Here is an 18,658-nt window from a genome sequence, read left to right as displayed (position 1 = left end):
TCTCCAACGGTCCCTTGGAAGGGATCAATCGTCGAATTAAGACCCTTAAGCGTTCCTGTTATGGTTTTGCCAATCAGCAATTTTTCTTTTTAAGAATTGATTGTTTATTTGCGTAAAAAAACACCTCCCACATTCTCGTAGGAGGCGCTGATATCCATCAATACTAGTTCTTATATAATGTCAAGTACTAATTATTATAAATAATTGTATATACTAAAAGTACTTCAAAATTCAATATTTTTTGAAGCCTAATACTATATAAATGCAGATACATTTAATGGGAATCTTTTGTATAATCGTAAGTTTGATTAGTGCGAACCAAATTTATGATAGTCCTATTTAAATGATTAGCACATGCAACAAGAGCCACCAAATTATGCTTAGAATATGGTGGCTCTTTTAGTTTGTAATAGTAATCTATTAAGTGATTTTTTATACGGCCTTTATTTCTTAACATACTCCTAATCGTTTCAAATTCTACCAATCAAGCGTAGGTGTTACCCCGTCTATTTATTGAATCTCCCTTTATATTCTGGCCGGATTGATAGCGATTCAAATCAATACCTACAAATGCATTTAGTTTTTTATAGGTTCCAAATTTAAAAAATCAAAAATTATGGTCCGGTTTTCTATATCAAAGACTAGAAATTTAATAGTTATTTCTCAGTCTCATTTAATTTACGTCTATTAAAAGGAAATGAAAAAGTCATTACCTTTTTATAAGTACTATTTAGGAGTATTATATATTGCTCTTAACGCTTTTATATCATTAGGCTGGATTAGTTTTTCAGTTGTAATAGGATACATTAGTGAATTTTTGTCTGATTCATTATGATTTAAGCCAATAGCATGTCCGAGTTCATGAGCTATTGTATGAACTTTTTGGAGAGTATTGTACTTTTCAAAGAAGTAATCATTTAAATAAATATCTTGTGTTGGTATAAAATAACCGGATTGATTATCTACGTTTGAATAAGTAAGACCACTTGTTTTTGCTCCAGGATCAAAATTTTTATAAATGATGATATCAGCATTTGTTGGATCATTTATAAGAATAAACTTAAATACGTTTGTTGAATTCCAATCTTTAATAGCAGTTACAATATAAGGAGTTAGTTGTGAACTGCTAGAATCTATAAAGACTTTTGCTGTAGGCTTTTTCCATTTTCTAATGGATTTATTATATCCTTTATAATTATCAATTTTTACATAGTTAAAGGTATTATCGGTTATTGAAGCAGATATATTGGTAGTGAAAAAACATACATTTATAAATGAAAAATAACCAATAATTAAAACTATTTTTTTCAAAAGTATCATTCCTTTTAATTAGATATTATTTGTATTGTATATAATACGAGTAATAATATCTATTATTTGTATTATAATAATGCTTGTTAATATAAGTTTAATGTTGAAAATAAGATCTGGAAACTTAGAATTGTCGTAATTTAATTAGCTTCTACTTTTAAATAAAATTGTTATTTAGTAATGGTAAGAAAAATTTTTATTTATTGGCTAATTTTTAAGATGGATTCCTAATATTTATATTTAGTTAGTTAAAAATAATATAATTAATTTTCTAATAATAATTCTAATAGGTAAATAATACTTTAATAAATAAACGGTAGTTTGAAGTTATAACGAATTGAGTAGTTCAAACTAGTTCCCTGTTTCAAAATTCTTTTAAAGCACTTTATAAATTTAATTATAGTTTAGTGAAGACAATTCATAGTTTATGAATGATTTCTAGTCTTCGATTATGTAAATTAAAAATTAAGATTAGTAGCTATAAATATGGTAAAAGAATATAATCTATAAAGATATTATCTTTCGAAAGGAAGTAGATGGTTATATGTGGATACAAATGGGTTTAGATTTGAACAATCAATTTTATCAAGAAATTAACCGACAAAATACTTTTTACTTTTGGATAATTGGAATTGTTCTTACTGTATCGATAGCAATAACTGCTTTCTTTGGCGTTTTGCAGTGGCGTTTATCTGATAAACAGATTGAAAAAATGAAAATAGGTATAAAAGAGAAGTTAATTAATGAATATGATCTTGATAAATTAGAAAATAGGTTAGCTATATTAAACAATCAGGTTAATGAGCTGATGAAAAAACAAGAGCAATTAACTCAAGTACATGGATATATTTTGATTAAAGATATTCATATAGCTACTAAAAAATTATTTGATGAAAACCCAGAAGTTGCTTTGGAAGCCCAAAATAGTATGATTATTTGTCTGAAGGAATTTCTTGCAAATAAATATTTAAATGTTACAGATTTCTTTCAGATAGATGATAAAATTAATTAATATAAAAGTTATATAAGGAATGAGTTAATTATTAAGTTAAGTCTAGGATATGAACTCATTATTAATGATAAAGAATAATATTAACTGAGGCCATAGCTTAAAATAATAAGAAAGTTACTCTTATGTCTAGACGATTTATGTTGTTATAGATGTCCATAAAGATTCTTTTTCTTCTGTGTACTTGATTCATTTAATGGTCAAGTAATTTTAGAAATAAAATGTGGTGCTGAAGTTATGCTAGTAGATAGATTTTATTAATCGAGTTTAACGATGCTAAGTAGTCCGCAACATAAAATTCGCAAAAGTACGTAACGTCAAATAATAGCTATTGCCTGCTTAATTTAGGATATAGAAAGCAAGAAATATTCATATTAAAAATGAATGATGTATTTATAAGAAAACGTCAGATAAATAAGAAAATAGAATAAGTTTTTAAGTAGCTCGTGTCTGGACTTTAGCGTGAGCTGTTTACTTAGTCGTCTAAACGGTGAAAGTCGCGTTATTGGCTGTAGTAAATCGGAAACATGAGCTAAGTACAAGGGTGTCTACTGCGAGGTGTAATCTGAAGAAAGTCTAAGGAAGCACTTCACCAATGAACAAGAGGTAGCTATAAGTCTGCTAAGCAAGCTAAAGTTCAATATTTCTCTAGGCTGTCTTTAGTAAATCTAGCGGTAACATGGTACGAAAGTTAATATTCTGCCTGATTTACATGTTTCCAATAAAAAAGATAAGATAGTTTCCATAGAAACAAGCGATGCAGTAATGTAGCATTGAGTAGGTCAGAAATCAGCCGAGATCATAGTAGTCTGATTAATCAGACAAAAGACTGAACAACACTCATAAATTATATTGGAGTTGTAATCAGGTGCGACAATTTCAGAAAACAGAAATACAAGCTGATCACTTATCGAGTATAGATTTGAAAAATCAAGAGTATACAAAGGCATGTAGTACCGATTATGGTAAAGGTAGAGATATGAGTGTCATTATTCAAGACTCAGTCTTGGACTGCAATAACCTTAATCAGGCCTATTTACGGGGTAAGATAAATAAAGTGGCTAAGACTATACTTAAATTAATTACTAGTATACATGATGGTAGTTATAGTTCAGTACCAGTTAAACGGGTTGAAATTCCGAAGCTCAATGGTAGATTGAGAAAACTGGGGATATCAATAGTTTAGACAGAATAGTCTAATAAGTGGTATCTTAGGTTTTCACTGCCATTTTTAAGCAGCTTTTCTTGGATAATAGTTTTGGCTTCCAGCTCTATTATGAGTCCCAAGATGTTGTCACAACTTGTCGATAAGGTTATCAACAAGTTGTTAATTTAGACATGAAGGCTTACTTATATTTGATAATGGACATTAAAACTTATTCGTAAGTTTCTAACTAGCAGAGTTTTAGATTATGGGCTTTTCGCTAAGAGTGATTGAAAGTTAAAGCAAATTCATATAAGGTCAAAGCTGGTAGCTCGCTACGACTAAATTTTCTTGGGTTTTCGTTAAAAATATTGCTTACGTCTGACTGGCAAAGTAATCGTAGCAACGATTAAAGAAAGTATTGAAGTGATTAACTAAGCGTAACTGCAGGGTATCTTTGACAAAAATATTTAAAGAAATCCATCGAAAGCTTCAATATTACTCAATGGAAACTGAGCGGCTATATTCAAGCCTTGACCAATGGTTGCAGGCTTGAATAAGGTAATATATCTGGCTTATCGTGATGCATATAAATTCGCTAGTACCCAAAAGAGCTACTGACGAACCGCGCACAGTAAGGCCCTAAATTGTTCTCTAATGAACAGGAAACTGAAGCATCTTGGACTAATCAATCTGTCCAGGACGCTCCAGTCTATTCAAAGTGATTAAGTTGTCGAACCGCTGTATACGGAACCGTACGTACGGTGGTGTAAATATAGGAAAAACGACAATTTTAAACCACCGATTTCCTACATTTTATAACCGTCCTCTACAAATACTTTTATTTCAGCAAAAAAATGACCTTACCGCAACAGAATTTCGTTACGGCAAAGCCAATTAATTTTTATTATTTAATGTGTAAACTTAACATGATACAGTACCTAGAAATATTACTTTCTATATCAATACCAGATTTTGTATAAACTAAATCCAAAGACTTCATCTAACCCCCCTTACTGTTACGGCCTATTCAATTTTCAGATATACAATACTATTTATCATATTTATCCAAATTATAAGCTTGAATAACTGATATTAGTTTTTTCGCATATCCTGGGTCAGTTGCGTATCCTGCTTTCTGCAAATTAATAGCTGCCTCTTTATAATTTTTTGCATTAACTACTCTATCATAATTTTGCTTATTATTATCAGTACCATTGAGCATTAGTCTTGTATGATCTTCAATGGATTCATCCCAACTCTTATAAATACGGAATCTTCCTTTTATAACAATCCAATGACCATTAACATATTCCTTAGTTTCCATTAATCGAGAATTCTCTCCTGTGCCCTTAATCCCGAACAAATTATGATATTGAGACGATAATTTACTTTTTCCCCATTGAGATTCCAAAATTGCCTGTGCAAGTATAACTGAAGCAAATATATGATAATCTTTCTGCATTTTTTGTGCTTCTGGAGTTATTTGTTTTATGAAATGTTCTTTTTCAAGGCGATCTTGCTCCTTTATTTTTTTCTCAATCCGCTGTTGCTCTTTAATTCTATAGTAATGGCGTCCTAAGTACGCCGATAACAAAAGTCCACAAAATATTAAAATACAAATAAATAACTTACTATAACGTTTCATAAAACTTTCCTCATTTATGTTAATTTTAGTTAAATTTTGGCTAATTATTTATTTAACCATAGAAAATCAATTATAGTCTGTTCGACCAATTTATTTTTAATTAATTGAAAATGCTCTGAATTTTTTCCAGTAATTACTTTTTCAACATAAACTGATGTTTCTGGATAAACAAGATATTTTAACGCTTTTGAAGATGCATTTAATACAATTCCGTCTGAGTTATCAGAATTATTTCCCATAATATTCAATACTCTAGTCTGGTTAAGCATCTTATTATGTCTTAAAAGTAAAAATTTACGATAATTCTTACTTATATAATCTGGTTTCCCACTTTGATCTATAATAAGGCTTTTATCTTCATTAAATGCAAAATCTCCAGCAATACATATTAAATTATTTAATTTAATATTAGATCTCTTTTGTCTCACTAAATAATCAAAATACGTATTAGCAACTCCATATAACAAAATAATATTATAATTTTTCGTATGATATATGCTTTTTGCCTTTTTCATTACTTTATCAATTGAGTTAACGGTAAGTTTCTGTCCCTTAACCTGTATTATTGGATTTAAAGTTTTTGACCTAGAATTACCTCTAACAACTATCTTATTATCTTTTACAATACTAAATTGACAAATATTTGATGTTACTCCTTTATTTTTTATTTTATTTGCTAAAGATATATTTTTCCCACCATTATTGGCTTTATCCATAAAAATTATAGTTGGTACATAAGAATTTTTATAGTGTCTTGCTTTTCTCTGCTTAAGAACTGCTCCTCCAACTATAGAAAATATTATTATTAAGCAAACACCTATTATGACTAATCTATTATTCTTCATAAGTAATCATTCCCATAAAAAATCAACTAGATAAGTTAATTTTTATCAACTTTATAAGAAAATGTCTTAACTACAACTACTTTATCATTTAAAAATTTTGATGATATCCCAGTATTTATTTGATCTTGTAGGATAGTTCCACGTTGATTCAATTTACCATCAATAACAATGGTGTCTCCTGGTTTTAATTGCTTATTGCCATTCTTCTTAATAATAGTAAAAAACTTTTCTTGACTATTATTATCAGGAATCATTAAAATTCGATAATTTTTCTTATTATCGATTCCAATGTCCTTAATAAGAAATTTCTGTTCATTAAAACTACTTACCAACTCACTATCTGGATATGAAAATGTCTTATTTAAATTTATTTTACTCCCCTTCTTCTTCATATTTAGATTATTATTATTTAAAGATTTGCTTTCATTTAGTACAGAATTATCTAACATAACATATAATAAATCACTATCGGCCATGCTAGGTCCTACAGAATATATATAATATTCCGTTTTTTTCCCACTTGGAATTACAACTTTTTTTTGAAAATTACCATCTTGATCCGCCTTAACGTTAATTTTTAGATTATTTTGAACTTGAACTATATAAACTTTTGAATTTGGGTTAGTTTTTCCAGAGAAAGTAAAACTTTCATTCTGAGTCCTTAGATATAAATAATTACCCTGTTCATATTTTAATTGTGTTTTTAAACTACTTGGTATATTTAGACTTAAACTAGTTATTTTCTCTTTTGCCAAGACACTTTTACCAGATAATAGAAAAAATAATAAAACACAAAATATTATTATTTTTTTATTCAATAAATACATTAATATTCTCCATTTAATATTCTATATTATTCTTATAAAGAATTAACAATTTTATAGTTATTTAGTACATTTTCAATACTTGGTAATAGATAATCTCTCAGTATGTTTTTCCATCCATGCAACATATATCGACCATCTAATTCTGTTAAATTTGCCATAGCAGTCAAATTATATAAAATATTTAATAATTGACTATGCAATTTCAGTAATTCTTGATACTCACTAACTGAGTTAGGAATCCACTTTATTTCAAGACTTTGAATTCCAATTAAATAAACTACTAATGAACTCATATTATTTTTATCCAATTCAAGTAATTTATGAATTGTATTAGGAAATCTTTTTTCAAAATTAATAAGCAATTGCTCATCTTTCTTTGTAAAAATTACTTTTTTAATAATAATCACCTTCTGATTAATAAAAAGGTTCAAGTAATAAAGCTTAATGCGCTAATAAAGCTTTACAATCTTGAACCTTTTATGCTGATAATTTTATTGATTATAAATAGTAGATAAAACTTTATTATCTATATATAGCATTAACCGCTCGAACATCATTTATTTGAATTGGAGTTCCTGTATTTGATGGATACATAATAGAACTTTTATCTACTGGGTTATGACCTAAACCAATTGCATGTCCCAGTTCATGAGTAGCAGCGTGAACCCTACTCTCTTGAGTATATCCAGCATCAGGATTTAATAAATAAAAATCATTTAAATAAACATTTTGTTGCCCAGTAAATTCGTTACTTAATCTATTTATTTTAGTATATGTTACTCCATCTGCAGATGTTGTAGGATTATAATCTTCTTGTACTACAATATTAGCATTAGCTGGGTCATTAGTGGGTACAAAGGTAAATGATCCTGTGTTATTCCAATTACTAATTGCCGAATTAACAGCACTTCGAATTAAAGGATTTGTTGCTTTTACATATACTGTAGCAGTATTCTTTGGCCAATGCCCTTCAGACCGTTCATAACCAACTGGATCTTCATGTGTCTGAGGATTACTAATATTTGTATTGGATTGAATTACTGTATTATGAGTCTGATCTAATCCTGAACTATTAAAATTTTGTACATTATTTACATTATTTCCTTTAATATTATTAAAGTTTTGATTATTAGCTAAATTACCATTAAAATTATTATCACCAATGTTATTAGCTAAGTTACCATTAAAATTATTATCGCCAATGTTATTATTAGCTAAGTTACCATTAAAATTATTTCCTTCAATGTTATTATTAGCTAAGTTATCATTAAAATTATTTCCAGAATCATTAATGGTATTTAATTGAGATTGATAATAATCATAAATCGGACTACTTACATTGTTAACATAGTTATTATTAACTTGTACTTGTCCTGTCTTATAGTAATTATAAATTGGGTTAACCGTACTATTACCAGTATTTCCAGTTTTTAAATTATATTCATGTCCTTCTAAATTATTTTGCTGACAGTTTTGCTGTGTAGTACCATTATCATTACTAACATTAGGAACATCAGTTGATGCATTAGCTGTTACACCCAAGCCAACTACTCCAATTAAAGTAGTTCCTAGAGCAATAGTTGTTTTAGTGGTCTTATTCATAATTTTACTCCTTCTATCATGAAACAAAGTTCACCTAATTATTCATAGAGATGTAAAAACTTGGTCTGTAAGAATTAATATTCCCTTGTTGTACATTCTGACCGGGTGCTGGAGCAACAATATATTGGCCATTTCCTTCAGCAATAGCAACATGGTAGGGTGCAGAATCAGATCCCCAAAAGTAAAGATCACCACTTTTAGCATTTTGAATATCATACTTATGCTGTCCTAATTGGGATTGTTGATATGTTGTTCTGTAATTTGGACCGAGACCATAAGCATATTGAACTAATCCTGAACAATCAAATCCGGTTTGAGGAGAATTTCCGCCCCAAACATAAGGTCTTCCAAGCTCACTTTGCGCTTTCTGAACAACATTACCTTGTTGATAATTATTTTTTTCAGAATTGATTGTAGCTTGCTCAGCATAAGAATTCGCAGCATACAAATTATTATTACTTTGTGAACTATTACCATATGAGGATGATTGCATACCAGTTGAAGCAGAGTTAGCCCCATAATACTTATAATTTGCTTCATTAATTACTTTTGCTGTTGACCTATCTCGTCCTACATATTCATCATTCCTTTGATTTGGAATATCGAGTTTTTGACCTTCATAAATTGTTAATTTATTTGCTTCTAAATTATTAGCCTGCTTAATTTTGTCAACAGAAGAATCATATTGTTCAGCAAGTTTAGAAACTGTTTCTCCTTTATTAACAACTACATGTGTATCTGCAGAAGCATTACTTCCAATTAAAATAGTACCTCCTACTAATGCGGCGCCTGTTAATACAGTTGCTTTACGTGATAATGCCATAATTTTAGTTCCTTCCTTAATATAAATTAATTTTTACTTTTACTATCTTTCTTTCTAGTAACAGCTAAAAGCCCTGCTAAACTCATAGTTGCTAATCCCATTATTGCTAAATTTTCACTCTTATTACCTGTTTGAGGTAATTGTTGATTACTTTCTTGTGAATTAGTTGATGGTACATCATCTTTAATATTTTCTTGTGGGGTTACTGAAGTGTGTGCTGCTGGTGAGCTTGTTGTTGGTTTGTTATAAACAACCTCTGTATCCACTTCTGGATTATTTGGTGTAACTGTTTGAACTGATGGTACATAGTCCTTAATATTAGGTACTGGCTCATTTGGTACTACATTTTGCGGATTATTTGGATCAGTGTTATATTGAGGCGTTGGAGCATCTGGGATTGGTTGATGATCAGGTGTTACAGGTATAATTCGTCCATTCTTTGCATAAGTAACTGTAACAGTATAATCATTGTCATTATGCGTTAATACTTTACTTGCTACATTGACACCATTAGCATCTTTATTAACACTTACAATATGGTATCCATTAATAATTGGAGTTTTAACACCATCGACAGTTTGATCATTAGTCCAAGCTAGCGGAGAAATCCATTGGCCTGTCACTTTATCTAAAACACCAATAGCAGTAAATGTAACTGGTTGTTTAACTGTTTTACTTATAGTATTTCCATTCTTATCAACATATTGAATTGTTCTTACTACTTTTTTAGTTACTTGATCAGATCCCGCAGGATATTTAGGTCCATCAGGATAATTTGGATTTATTGGTTCCCCAGGTTTTCCAGGATTCATTGGATTTACAGGAACAACATCATGTTTTAAATGGATCTTAAATACTAAATCATTTGGAGTAAATACTTCATTACCATCAACAAAATTATTTGAAACTAAAATATAACCTTTTGTTTTATAAGAGTCTATTTTATCAGCAGTCGTATAATTTATCTTATCGCCAACGTTACCATCAAGACTATCAGATCTTAATACCGTATTAGTAGTATCATCGATATAGAATACTTTTGCCTGTGATGCTACAGGATCTTTAGTATAAACAACCTGAGTATCTTGTGTAGGATCATTTGGAGTAATATTTGAAACTGTAGGTGTATATCCTGGAACAGTTGGTACTGGCTCATCGGGAGTTACATTTTTCGGATTAGTTGGATCAGTATTATATTCGGGTGTTGGAGCATTTGGAATTGGTTGATGATCGGGAGTTACAGGTATAATTCGTCCTACCTTCTTATAAATCACTGTATCAACTACATTAGGATTCTGAATCGTTGCTGTTAACCCTCCAGTTACAAATGTACCATCAACTTCTTTAACTCCAGAAATTGCTACATATCCAGGAATAACAGGAACATTTTCAACTTTATAAGTATAAGTATCTTTATCCCATTTTCCATTTTCAATAATTTGACCAGACGTTCCATCTACAATGTCACCAGAGTAGTTAAAAGAGTTATTTTGTACTTTATCAGGTTGTAATTCATTTCCATCTGTATCTAAGTATTTAACTGTTTGGGTTGAAGGAATTGATTTACTATTTACATTCTTCTTTAAATCTTGTTTTTGATAATAGACATTAATGGTAGCATTATACCCATTTTGCCAATTTGTAGTTATACCGCCAACAGTATCACCATTCAATGCATTATTAGGGCTTACATTAACTAACTTGTAACCTTCTTGGGAAAGATCTGGCAATTTTACATAACCATATGTAAAATCAGACGTATCGTTATTCCACTGTCCTTCGGCTAAATCAACTTTATTACCATTATTAAAGGCGTTTGGACGAATATCATAATGGTTACCTTTATCATCATCTGCATATTGAACACTGATTGTTAACGATTGGTCTGGAGTTGCCACTGGTTTGCCTGTATCTTTATCTAAAAAGTTAACCGTTAATTTCCCAGATAAATTATGCCAAGTATCACAACCAAGAATTACTTTATAAGTTGGCCCATTTGTTGGCAATAAAGTAGAAACTTTATTTAAACCAGTCTTTTCGGCAGTATTAATAATTTTATCCCTTGTGATTTTACCAGTATTATATTTATTTGTTCCTTTATCGACGGCTTCTTGCCAATCATTTTGTGTTACTGAAACCTTATCTAACGGTAAACCAGTCATTTTACTTACAGCTTGTTTACCTATAAATATATCTTGGGAATCATTATAATCGATATTATTAGCAATAACTTCGCCATTATCATTGAATAGTATATTACCATTATTATCTATAGCTACTGGAATATTAGTAATTTGAGCCTCTAGCTGTTGACCATTAACCGAAATAGGTTGGGCATTATTATTAGCATCCCCACCTTGATAATAATATTTAACAGTTGCTGTTTGAGGTCCAACTTCAATAATCTCATTTTGAGGTTCATTTATAACCTTTTCATTAATAGTATGCCCATTATTTCCTTTTGAGGTATCAATGGTTTTTTCTCCAGTAGTTGTGTCGACAATGTAATATGTTGTTTCGGTAGTTCTACTTAACCCATCTTGCCCCTTTTGAACTAATTTAACTTCTCCAGGTTTAAGTTGATTATTTTCTTTAATTTGTATACTAAATGGTGTCACCTTCTGATTAGACTTATCTTCTTGAGTAGGAATTTTTGTAGCTACTAATACAAGTCGTTGAGAATTTTTAGGATCAAATCCGGTATCATTTGTTTTACTGTCACTAAATCGATTAGCAGGCGTTCCTGTCTTTAAGTCCACAGTATTAACGCCTGTAATATCACTTGCCGATACGTTATGTCCAGGAAATTCTCCAGTATTACCTTGCTTACTGTATTGAGTGGCTAAATTAGTAATTCCTTTCCAATATTTATCAGCCGAATTCATAAAATTATTAATTGATTTTTGGGTTGACTCTGGATCATCGTCATTAAAAGTTTGGGCTTTCCCATTTAAATTTTGATTATTCCATTTAAAAACATGATATGTTTGACCACTAGCATCAATTATTCCAGGTCCCATTGAATAGTATAAGTTTCCTTGACCCTTTGTACCGCCAACGGGACCTGCTCCATTAGAAGTATCTGCATTTCTTTGCAAATTAACATATTTGGCACCATCAATTTGAAATGCTGTAGGTGTTCTTCCATCATTTAGTGAAAATGAGAAAATCTCCCCGTTAAATTGTGCATAATCGCTTTCACCATCAAATGTAGCATTGTTACCTACATATACAAGTGGATGAGCTGTTGAAGACTGTGAGATAATATTCATGTTATCATCCCATGGTCGTGCTTTACCATCACCACGATCTGTTAAAGTATATTTAAATGTGGCATCATGCTCTACACGAAACTGACCATCATCACCCATACCTATGTAATTCCCATTATTATAACTACCTGTACAGTCTTTACCATTTGATGTCATAAGTAATTTGGACTGGGGGGAAACTACTACTTTGCTAAAATTACCTAATACTAACCCTGAGCCATTACCCTTATTATTAATATTAACTATACTATGATCACCAGTAACAAATGTTGCTCTATCTCCTAATAGTAGCCCTTCACGTCCAGTAATATTTAATTTAGTAGAATCTCCTAAATTAACAGAGCTGTTATTTGTATAATTTTGAAAATCCCCGACATGGTTTCCAACCCTAGGAGTTTGCCAAGCATCAAAAATTACATTATGGATAGCACTTTTTCCTCCAAAATGTTCTCCAAATACAATTGCTCTACCATGACCTGCATTAATATTTACATTTGCGCTATCATTAGTAACTAAATGCCCATTCCCATTCTCAGCTCTAATACCTACAGAGGCATTATCTAAACTAATATTTTGTTCATTTGCCCTTGATGCGTTTTCACTGTCTTTTAAATTAATATTTAATTTAGCATTTGTACCTACACTAATTGTTCCATTGTCATTAGTAGGCTTTGTAGATCCAAATGTTGAACCATCATTTGTAAACGATGATGTACCATTTATTAAAGCAATGCCGTCTCCTGTAATTGTTCTATTTATATTGAGAGTTGATCCTTGGGTAATATTAACTTTAGAAGATACAATGTTAGCACTCTTCCAGTTATTTATATTAGCACCTTGCCATGCATTACCAATTTGTTTTGTTAATTGTTCATCTGTTAAGCGTACAGAATTATTATTATCAACATTTGAGTTAACTGTTCCTTCAATATTGACACTACCGTCTCCAATAATGCTTCCATTAACAGTAATATCCTTTAGTGTTAATAATGCATTATTTTTAATTGCATTATTTCCTAAATTTAATACTGCACCATCGAAACCTTTAATAGCAAAATCTCGATTAATTAATAGAGGTTCATTAACTGTGATATCTCCTTTAACAATAGCTCCTTTAATATCAATATTAGAAAGAGCATTTTTTAAGGATTGTGCATCTGACACAACAGAGTAATCTTTATCTACATTTGAATTATTCTGACTATTTGTAGAATCATTATTTACAGTTGCAATGGGAATCTTTTTATTTAATTTTTCATTTTTAAAAATCGAATTCTCATTATCTGAGCTAGTTGTTAAATATTTTTGTGGATTAGTATCATCCTTAGTATTAACTGCTGAATTAACTTTACTAATATAACTATTAGTAATAGGACTTTCAGCCTGCTTTTCGTCTTGATAGCTAGCTTTTTGATTTGAATTTGTCGCATTATCAAAATTACTATTCTCCGCAGTTTTTAAATTTAAAATATTTTCATTAGAATTATTCGGTTGTGTTGAAGAATCACTATCAGCATCATTACCTATTGTTGGAATTCCTGTATTTGCAGAGACAGTAGTTGCACCTGCAAAAGTTAATCCTAATAATACTGAAGCTACACCTACAGATAACTTTTTTATTGTGAATCTTTGTTTTTGAGGTTCAAATTTCTGTATCTGCTCTTTTAAATTATCTTTTGATAGCATATTCATCCTCCTTAATTACCTAATTAAATATTAAAAAGCCACCAAGCTCTTCGCATGTTAGTTTACTGATTGCATTTCCATTAGTCAATTATTTTATCAATTGATATACAAAATAACAAAGATTAAATAGCTTAGTTATAGCGATTCTCAGCTAATATATTTTTTTAATTTAATTAAATGTTTATAAAATAAGTTTGGAAATATTGAAAACTATTTTGTATACCACAACAAACGTATTTTAAATTTTTAGAAGATAGTATTTTATAAAAAGTACTATTATATGCTAAATACCGCTTAGAAAATAAAAAACATTTTTGATAGACTTTTGAATATCCCTAAATAAAGAAAGATACGCACAAATTACTTATAAGCATATACGTGAACTGACCGTCATAGCTAATTTTCGGTAGCAAAGCTTATTAGGCTACTAAATTACTTCACCGAAACCAATAAGCTATTTATTAAGTCTAACGTTTTCTTAATTAAATAGTATTTTAAAACTTACTAACGTAATGAGAAACACTGTGTTCATAAGCAAGTTCAGCTACTTAAAGATGAGATTAGCTACATCAACAAATTTGCGCAGAACACTGTTTTAGTTGTAGTATACGGACTATTTATCGCATCTTTGCCCGTAAACAATGCACTTTGTCCATCAGGTAAACGTTACCCACATTACTAGAACTTGAGTGCTTTGAAGCTCGTATAGTTCAAGAAAAACTTATAGTGAATCGGTAATGATATTATTAAAATCTCATTTTAAAGTGACAATCATTTTATGGTAAGGAATTTGCTGTTTTTGGCGTACCTAATCAACAAGGATTACAATGAGAACAATGCTATCTTATTGCAGTAATAAAGGATTAGACTTCCAGTACCTTACCAGATTGACTAATATCGAATAACTAGCATTCAACAAAAATAAATTAAATTACCGCATACTCCTGGAAGTATTCCTAAGTTATGTCACAGCTAACTTTTCATAGAAATTGGTATTTCGGATCATTATTAAATTTAAATATAAAAATTTGTAAATAATATTGTTATCTTGTATATTTCTATTTGTTAAACAAAGAATTTGTTTAACAAATAGAATACACATGAGTCGTTCTTAGCTACATGCCTTTTATAAGTTCTTATCAATCTATCTAAGAGAATAAGAATTTACTAAATAATTCTTATTCCTAGGTAAAAAGACTGGGAAGAATTTCCCAGCCTTAAAGGAAAGTCGAACAATGAACTTAATTTTTAAGTATTCATTGTTCGGCTTTTTCTTAGTAGGTTTAGCATGTATATTAGCCAGTCGATGAAAACCTGTTGGACTGCATTTAAAACCATGAGTTGAAAAGCGCAAGAAAGAACCTGACGAAAGTTCAAAGCAAAATACTACACCTATAGCAAGAAGCATTTATAAGACTGAAAGTAATTGCATAAGATTACTTTACAAAGTGTAATTCTGATGCTACTTGATATTGCTTTCAGTAAATCTAATGATAATATTGTATGTAAGTTAATACTCGTACCTATTGATTATAGATTATTTTCCTTTAGAATAAATTCGATACAGTGTTTATATCGCCAATTCTTATGGGCTAAACTATTTAATTTATTAGCCATATTTATAAAACCTCTTTTTCCTTATTCAATCTTGGCTTAAATACCTACACCTTAAAGTAAAAGAGGCCTTTTTATATAATTATTATCTCCTACATGCACAGTGGGTGTTCTTTGTTTCATGTACCTGCTTCTCTGACGCACTCAACTAGGTCTAAAGATATTAAAAAAGTCAAAAGCGATTACTTTCGTTCTGAAGGAATCTAAAAACTTCCACTGTTTTTACCTAAATTTAATACCCCCCAGATATACCGACAGCATATCTAGGGGGTAGAGTTTTAATTACGATTTAAATAGTGAGCTAATAAAATATTTACTTTTTAATATTATCAGAGATTACCTTATCCATATTCATAAAGATTTTTTGAATTTCCTCATCTGAGAAGTCATTTTCTTTTAAGAGCTTTGATACTTTTAAATAAATACCATTGTAATCAAAATCATCAATAGATTTATGAAGATTTTTCAAAAATGGTTTAGCAAAAAAACTTATAGTAGACATTTATATTATCATCCTTTCATTTTGATTGTAGTAAGGATACTACTAAATAATTACCTTAATCAACTAATTATATTTATAAATGAAATTTAAAGTGCAAAATTGCGGTAATTTACTGTGATTCTGCACTTTTTAAAACGTAGAAAAATAAAATGAAAGAATAACCGCAATGAAAAATAGTATCTTAACATTGCAATGATTTAAGTAAATGATTAGACTTCCACGGACTAATTCTTCAGTTAATGCATCAAAAATAGTATTCCACGAAAGTTACTCAATTACCGCACATCCTTGGAACTATTCCTAAAACTTGACATTTCGGGTTCTTTAAAAATTTAAATACAAATTTAACATATAAACATAGAAAAATGATAAAGTGAGTCAGTAAGAATAATTTTAAATTATTCTTCTAGTAAAGGAGGAAATATAAATGTTATCAAATGATAATAATAAAGAATTATCAAAAAAATGTAACGATAAAATCCAACGCTTTACTTTGAAAAAATTAAGTATTGGTACTGCGTCTGTTTTATTAGGTGTTACATTTACAGGTATTTCTACTGCATCAGCTAACTCAAATTCTCCAAGTTCATCTTCTAACGAGAATAATAATTATCAGAGTATTAATAATAATTTTAATTTAAATAATACTGATAATTATAAAATGAATGCTACAAGTACTAATTCTGCAGTAGCAAATTCAAATTCTTTTGATCACCAACCACTTATTACCCCGCAAGCCGATAAGTATGAAGATAATTTAAAAGCAGCTCTAACTAATACGCTAACTAATCCTGCGTTGCACTCATCATCTTCATTAGATTCTACTAATACTAATAATAACCAAAACAACTCATCTTCCAATCAAGACAAATTATCACAAAATAATATTAGTATTTTACAGCGTAATAATAGCAATTCAATGAGTACATCGCCTTCTGCTCCTTTGGAAAGTAGTAATAATAATGCTAATACACAAAACCAGCCTACTCAATCTACGACACAAGGAAATGTACAAAATCTGACGTCTTCTAACACACTACAATTAACAAGTTCTAAAGATGGATCAACTATGACTCCTCAAGAACCAGTAGTTGATCCAGTACCTTTAACTTATTATAATGTTTTGCCACCTGATGCTGAAACTAGAGCTAAAAATGCGGCAACTGGCGGTAAAATCTTAGGTGATTTTTTAGATGTCTTAATTTCACCAGGTACTGGAACTAAGATTGGTTCTGGTATTAATTTTATTAAGGATACAGTTGGCTTAATTAGTCAACATCCATTAGCTTATCAAAATTACCAAAATCTTACGCGGCTGCAAGAAAACCTTGCCAAGCAACAACAACAAGCTCGGATTAAGCAACAAGATATGGAAGCTAACCACCCTGAGAATAAATTCATGGTGCATTTTTATAATTGGCAACAAAAGCAGCTAGCAAATCAACAACGAAATATTAATAACCAGCGTTTAGGATGGTTACGATATCTAAAAGTTGATAATCCACAATCAGTTTCACAACTATCTAACGGTGATTTCTTTGATAAGAATAACCCTTCTAACACCTTAACTAATGTTAATAATCAAGCTAATACAGCTACTACCTCACAAATTTCAAAATTAAATACAAATAATGGTAGCAATAATAATTCCGACGTCCTAAGCAATATTGCTAAAAACGGTAATGATTTTCTACAAAAATCTACAGGTATCTTAGGCAATCTTATTAAGAATGGTTTATCCGGTAATATTCAAAATACTGTCAAAGATGCCCTCGGTTCATTTGGGAAGATTGGAAAAGGAATTTCTAATATTTTAGATAATTTTGCTCCCGTCAAACACCTAATTTCATTGGACCAAGCTCAAACTACTATGGATAACGGCGAGTGCCCACTTGATCAGGCTCAAAATACTGCCGACAACGGCGAGTGTCCACTTGACCAAGCTCAAAACACTGTCGACAACGGTGAGTGTCCACTTGACCAAGCTCAAAATACTGCCGACAACGGCGAGTGTCCACTTGACCAAGCTCAAAACACTGTCGACAACGGTGAGTGTCCACTTGACCAAGCTCAAAATACTGCCGACAACGGTGAGTGTCCACTTGACCAAGCTCAAAATACTTTCAACAACGGCAACTGCCCACTTGATCAAGCTCAAAATACTTTCAACAACGGCAACTGCCCACTTGATCAAGCTCAAAATACTTTCAACAACGGCAACTGCCCACTTGATCAAGCTCAAAATACTTTCAACAATGGCAACTGCCCGCTTGACCAAAATACAAATAATCAAGTAGATACAAATATTACACCTGCATCTGACAGCACTTCTGCTACACCTGCATCTGACAGCACTTCTGCTACACCTGCATCTG

The 18,658-nt window shown here is 30.5% G+C and carries 13 protein-coding genes and 1 pseudogene; 4 read left to right on the top strand and 10 right to left on the bottom strand.

The window, feature by feature from the left end; genetic code table 11:
• The coding region (locus IEU90_RS10855; RefSeq protein WP_188358134.1) for a transposase at positions 1-116 on the top strand (116 nt) is incomplete at its 5' end.
• 368 nt (positions 117-484) lie between these two features.
• Here IEU90_RS10855 and IEU90_RS11385 read toward each other — a convergent pair.
• Together IEU90_RS11385 and IEU90_RS10840 are read right to left on the bottom strand one after the other, a co-directional pair.
• Positions 485-589: pseudogene (locus IEU90_RS11385) on the bottom strand (transposase); the annotation flags it as partial.
• A 137-nt stretch (positions 590-726) separates the two neighbouring features.
• Positions 727-1,311 (bottom strand): M57 family metalloprotease, encoded by a 585-nt coding sequence (locus IEU90_RS10840; RefSeq protein ID WP_182599006.1) that lies wholly within the window; start codon positions 1,309-1,311, stop codon positions 727-729.
• A 544-nt stretch (positions 1,312-1,855) separates the two neighbouring features.
• Between IEU90_RS10840 and IEU90_RS10835 the strand changes: the two genes are divergently transcribed.
• Positions 1,856-2,323 carry a hypothetical protein gene (locus IEU90_RS10835; RefSeq protein ID WP_188358133.1) on the top strand — a complete coding sequence of 156 codons (468 nt, stop codon included), beginning with the start codon at positions 1,856-1,858 and terminating at the stop codon, positions 2,321-2,323.
• A gap of 865 nt (positions 2,324-3,188) precedes the next feature.
• On the top strand, positions 3,189-3,506 hold the full coding sequence (locus tag IEU90_RS11540; RefSeq protein WP_371868254.1) for a hypothetical protein: 318 nt from the start codon (positions 3,189-3,191) through the stop codon (positions 3,504-3,506).
• Positions 3,507-4,515: 1,009 nt separating this feature from the next.
• Here the strand turns inward: IEU90_RS11540 and IEU90_RS10825 are convergent.
• The 8 genes from IEU90_RS10825 to IEU90_RS10790 all read right to left on the bottom strand — a co-directional run bounded on the left by IEU90_RS10825 (position 4,516) and on the right by IEU90_RS10790 (position 16,283).
• The gene (locus tag IEU90_RS10825) at positions 4,516-5,112 is read right to left on the bottom strand and encodes a glycoside hydrolase family 73 protein (RefSeq protein WP_153710952.1); all 597 of its coding nucleotides are present in this window, start codon (positions 5,110-5,112) and stop codon (positions 4,516-4,518) included.
• Between the two features lie 44 nt (positions 5,113-5,156).
• A complete protein-coding gene (locus IEU90_RS10820; RefSeq protein WP_153710953.1) occupies positions 5,157-5,957 on the bottom strand; it encodes an alpha/beta hydrolase in 801 nt (266 codons plus the stop codon).
• A 35-nt stretch (positions 5,958-5,992) separates the two neighbouring features.
• Complete coding sequence (locus tag IEU90_RS10815) at positions 5,993-6,784, bottom strand: hypothetical protein (protein WP_188358132.1); 792 nt, start codon at positions 6,782-6,784, stop codon at positions 5,993-5,995.
• A gap of 32 nt (positions 6,785-6,816) precedes the next feature.
• Positions 6,817-7,191: a hypothetical protein gene (locus IEU90_RS10810; protein ID WP_153710955.1), complete on the bottom strand. Its 375-nt coding sequence runs from the start codon at positions 7,189-7,191 to the stop codon at positions 6,817-6,819.
• Positions 7,192-7,306: 115 nt separating this feature from the next.
• Positions 7,307-8,386, bottom strand: coding sequence for a matrixin family metalloprotease (locus IEU90_RS10805; RefSeq protein ID WP_153710956.1), 1,080 nt, complete (start codon positions 8,384-8,386; stop codon positions 7,307-7,309).
• 34 nt (positions 8,387-8,420) lie between these two features.
• Positions 8,421-9,209 carry a C40 family peptidase gene (locus tag IEU90_RS10800; RefSeq protein ID WP_182598994.1) on the bottom strand — a complete coding sequence of 263 codons (789 nt, stop codon included), beginning with the start codon at positions 9,207-9,209 and terminating at the stop codon, positions 8,421-8,423.
• A gap of 26 nt (positions 9,210-9,235) precedes the next feature.
• On the bottom strand, positions 9,236-14,167 hold the full coding sequence (locus IEU90_RS10795; RefSeq protein ID WP_188358131.1) for a mucin-binding protein: 4,932 nt from the start codon (positions 14,165-14,167) through the stop codon (positions 9,236-9,238).
• Between the two features lie 1,927 nt (positions 14,168-16,094).
• The gene (locus IEU90_RS10790) at positions 16,095-16,283 is read right to left on the bottom strand and encodes a hypothetical protein (RefSeq protein ID WP_153710959.1); all 189 of its coding nucleotides are present in this window, start codon (positions 16,281-16,283) and stop codon (positions 16,095-16,097) included.
• A gap of 427 nt (positions 16,284-16,710) precedes the next feature.
• Here IEU90_RS10790 and IEU90_RS10785 point away from each other — a divergent pair.
• Positions 16,711-18,658, top strand: a 1,948-nt coding sequence (locus tag IEU90_RS10785) for a YSIRK-type signal peptide-containing protein (RefSeq protein WP_188358130.1), incomplete at its 3' end; no start/stop codon positions are given.

It is taken from the genome of Limosilactobacillus caviae (assembly GCF_014635905.1).
Classification (GTDB): Bacteria; Bacillota; Bacilli; order Lactobacillales; family Lactobacillaceae; genus Limosilactobacillus; species Limosilactobacillus caviae.
This window is presented reverse-complemented; position numbering and strand designations above follow the sequence as displayed.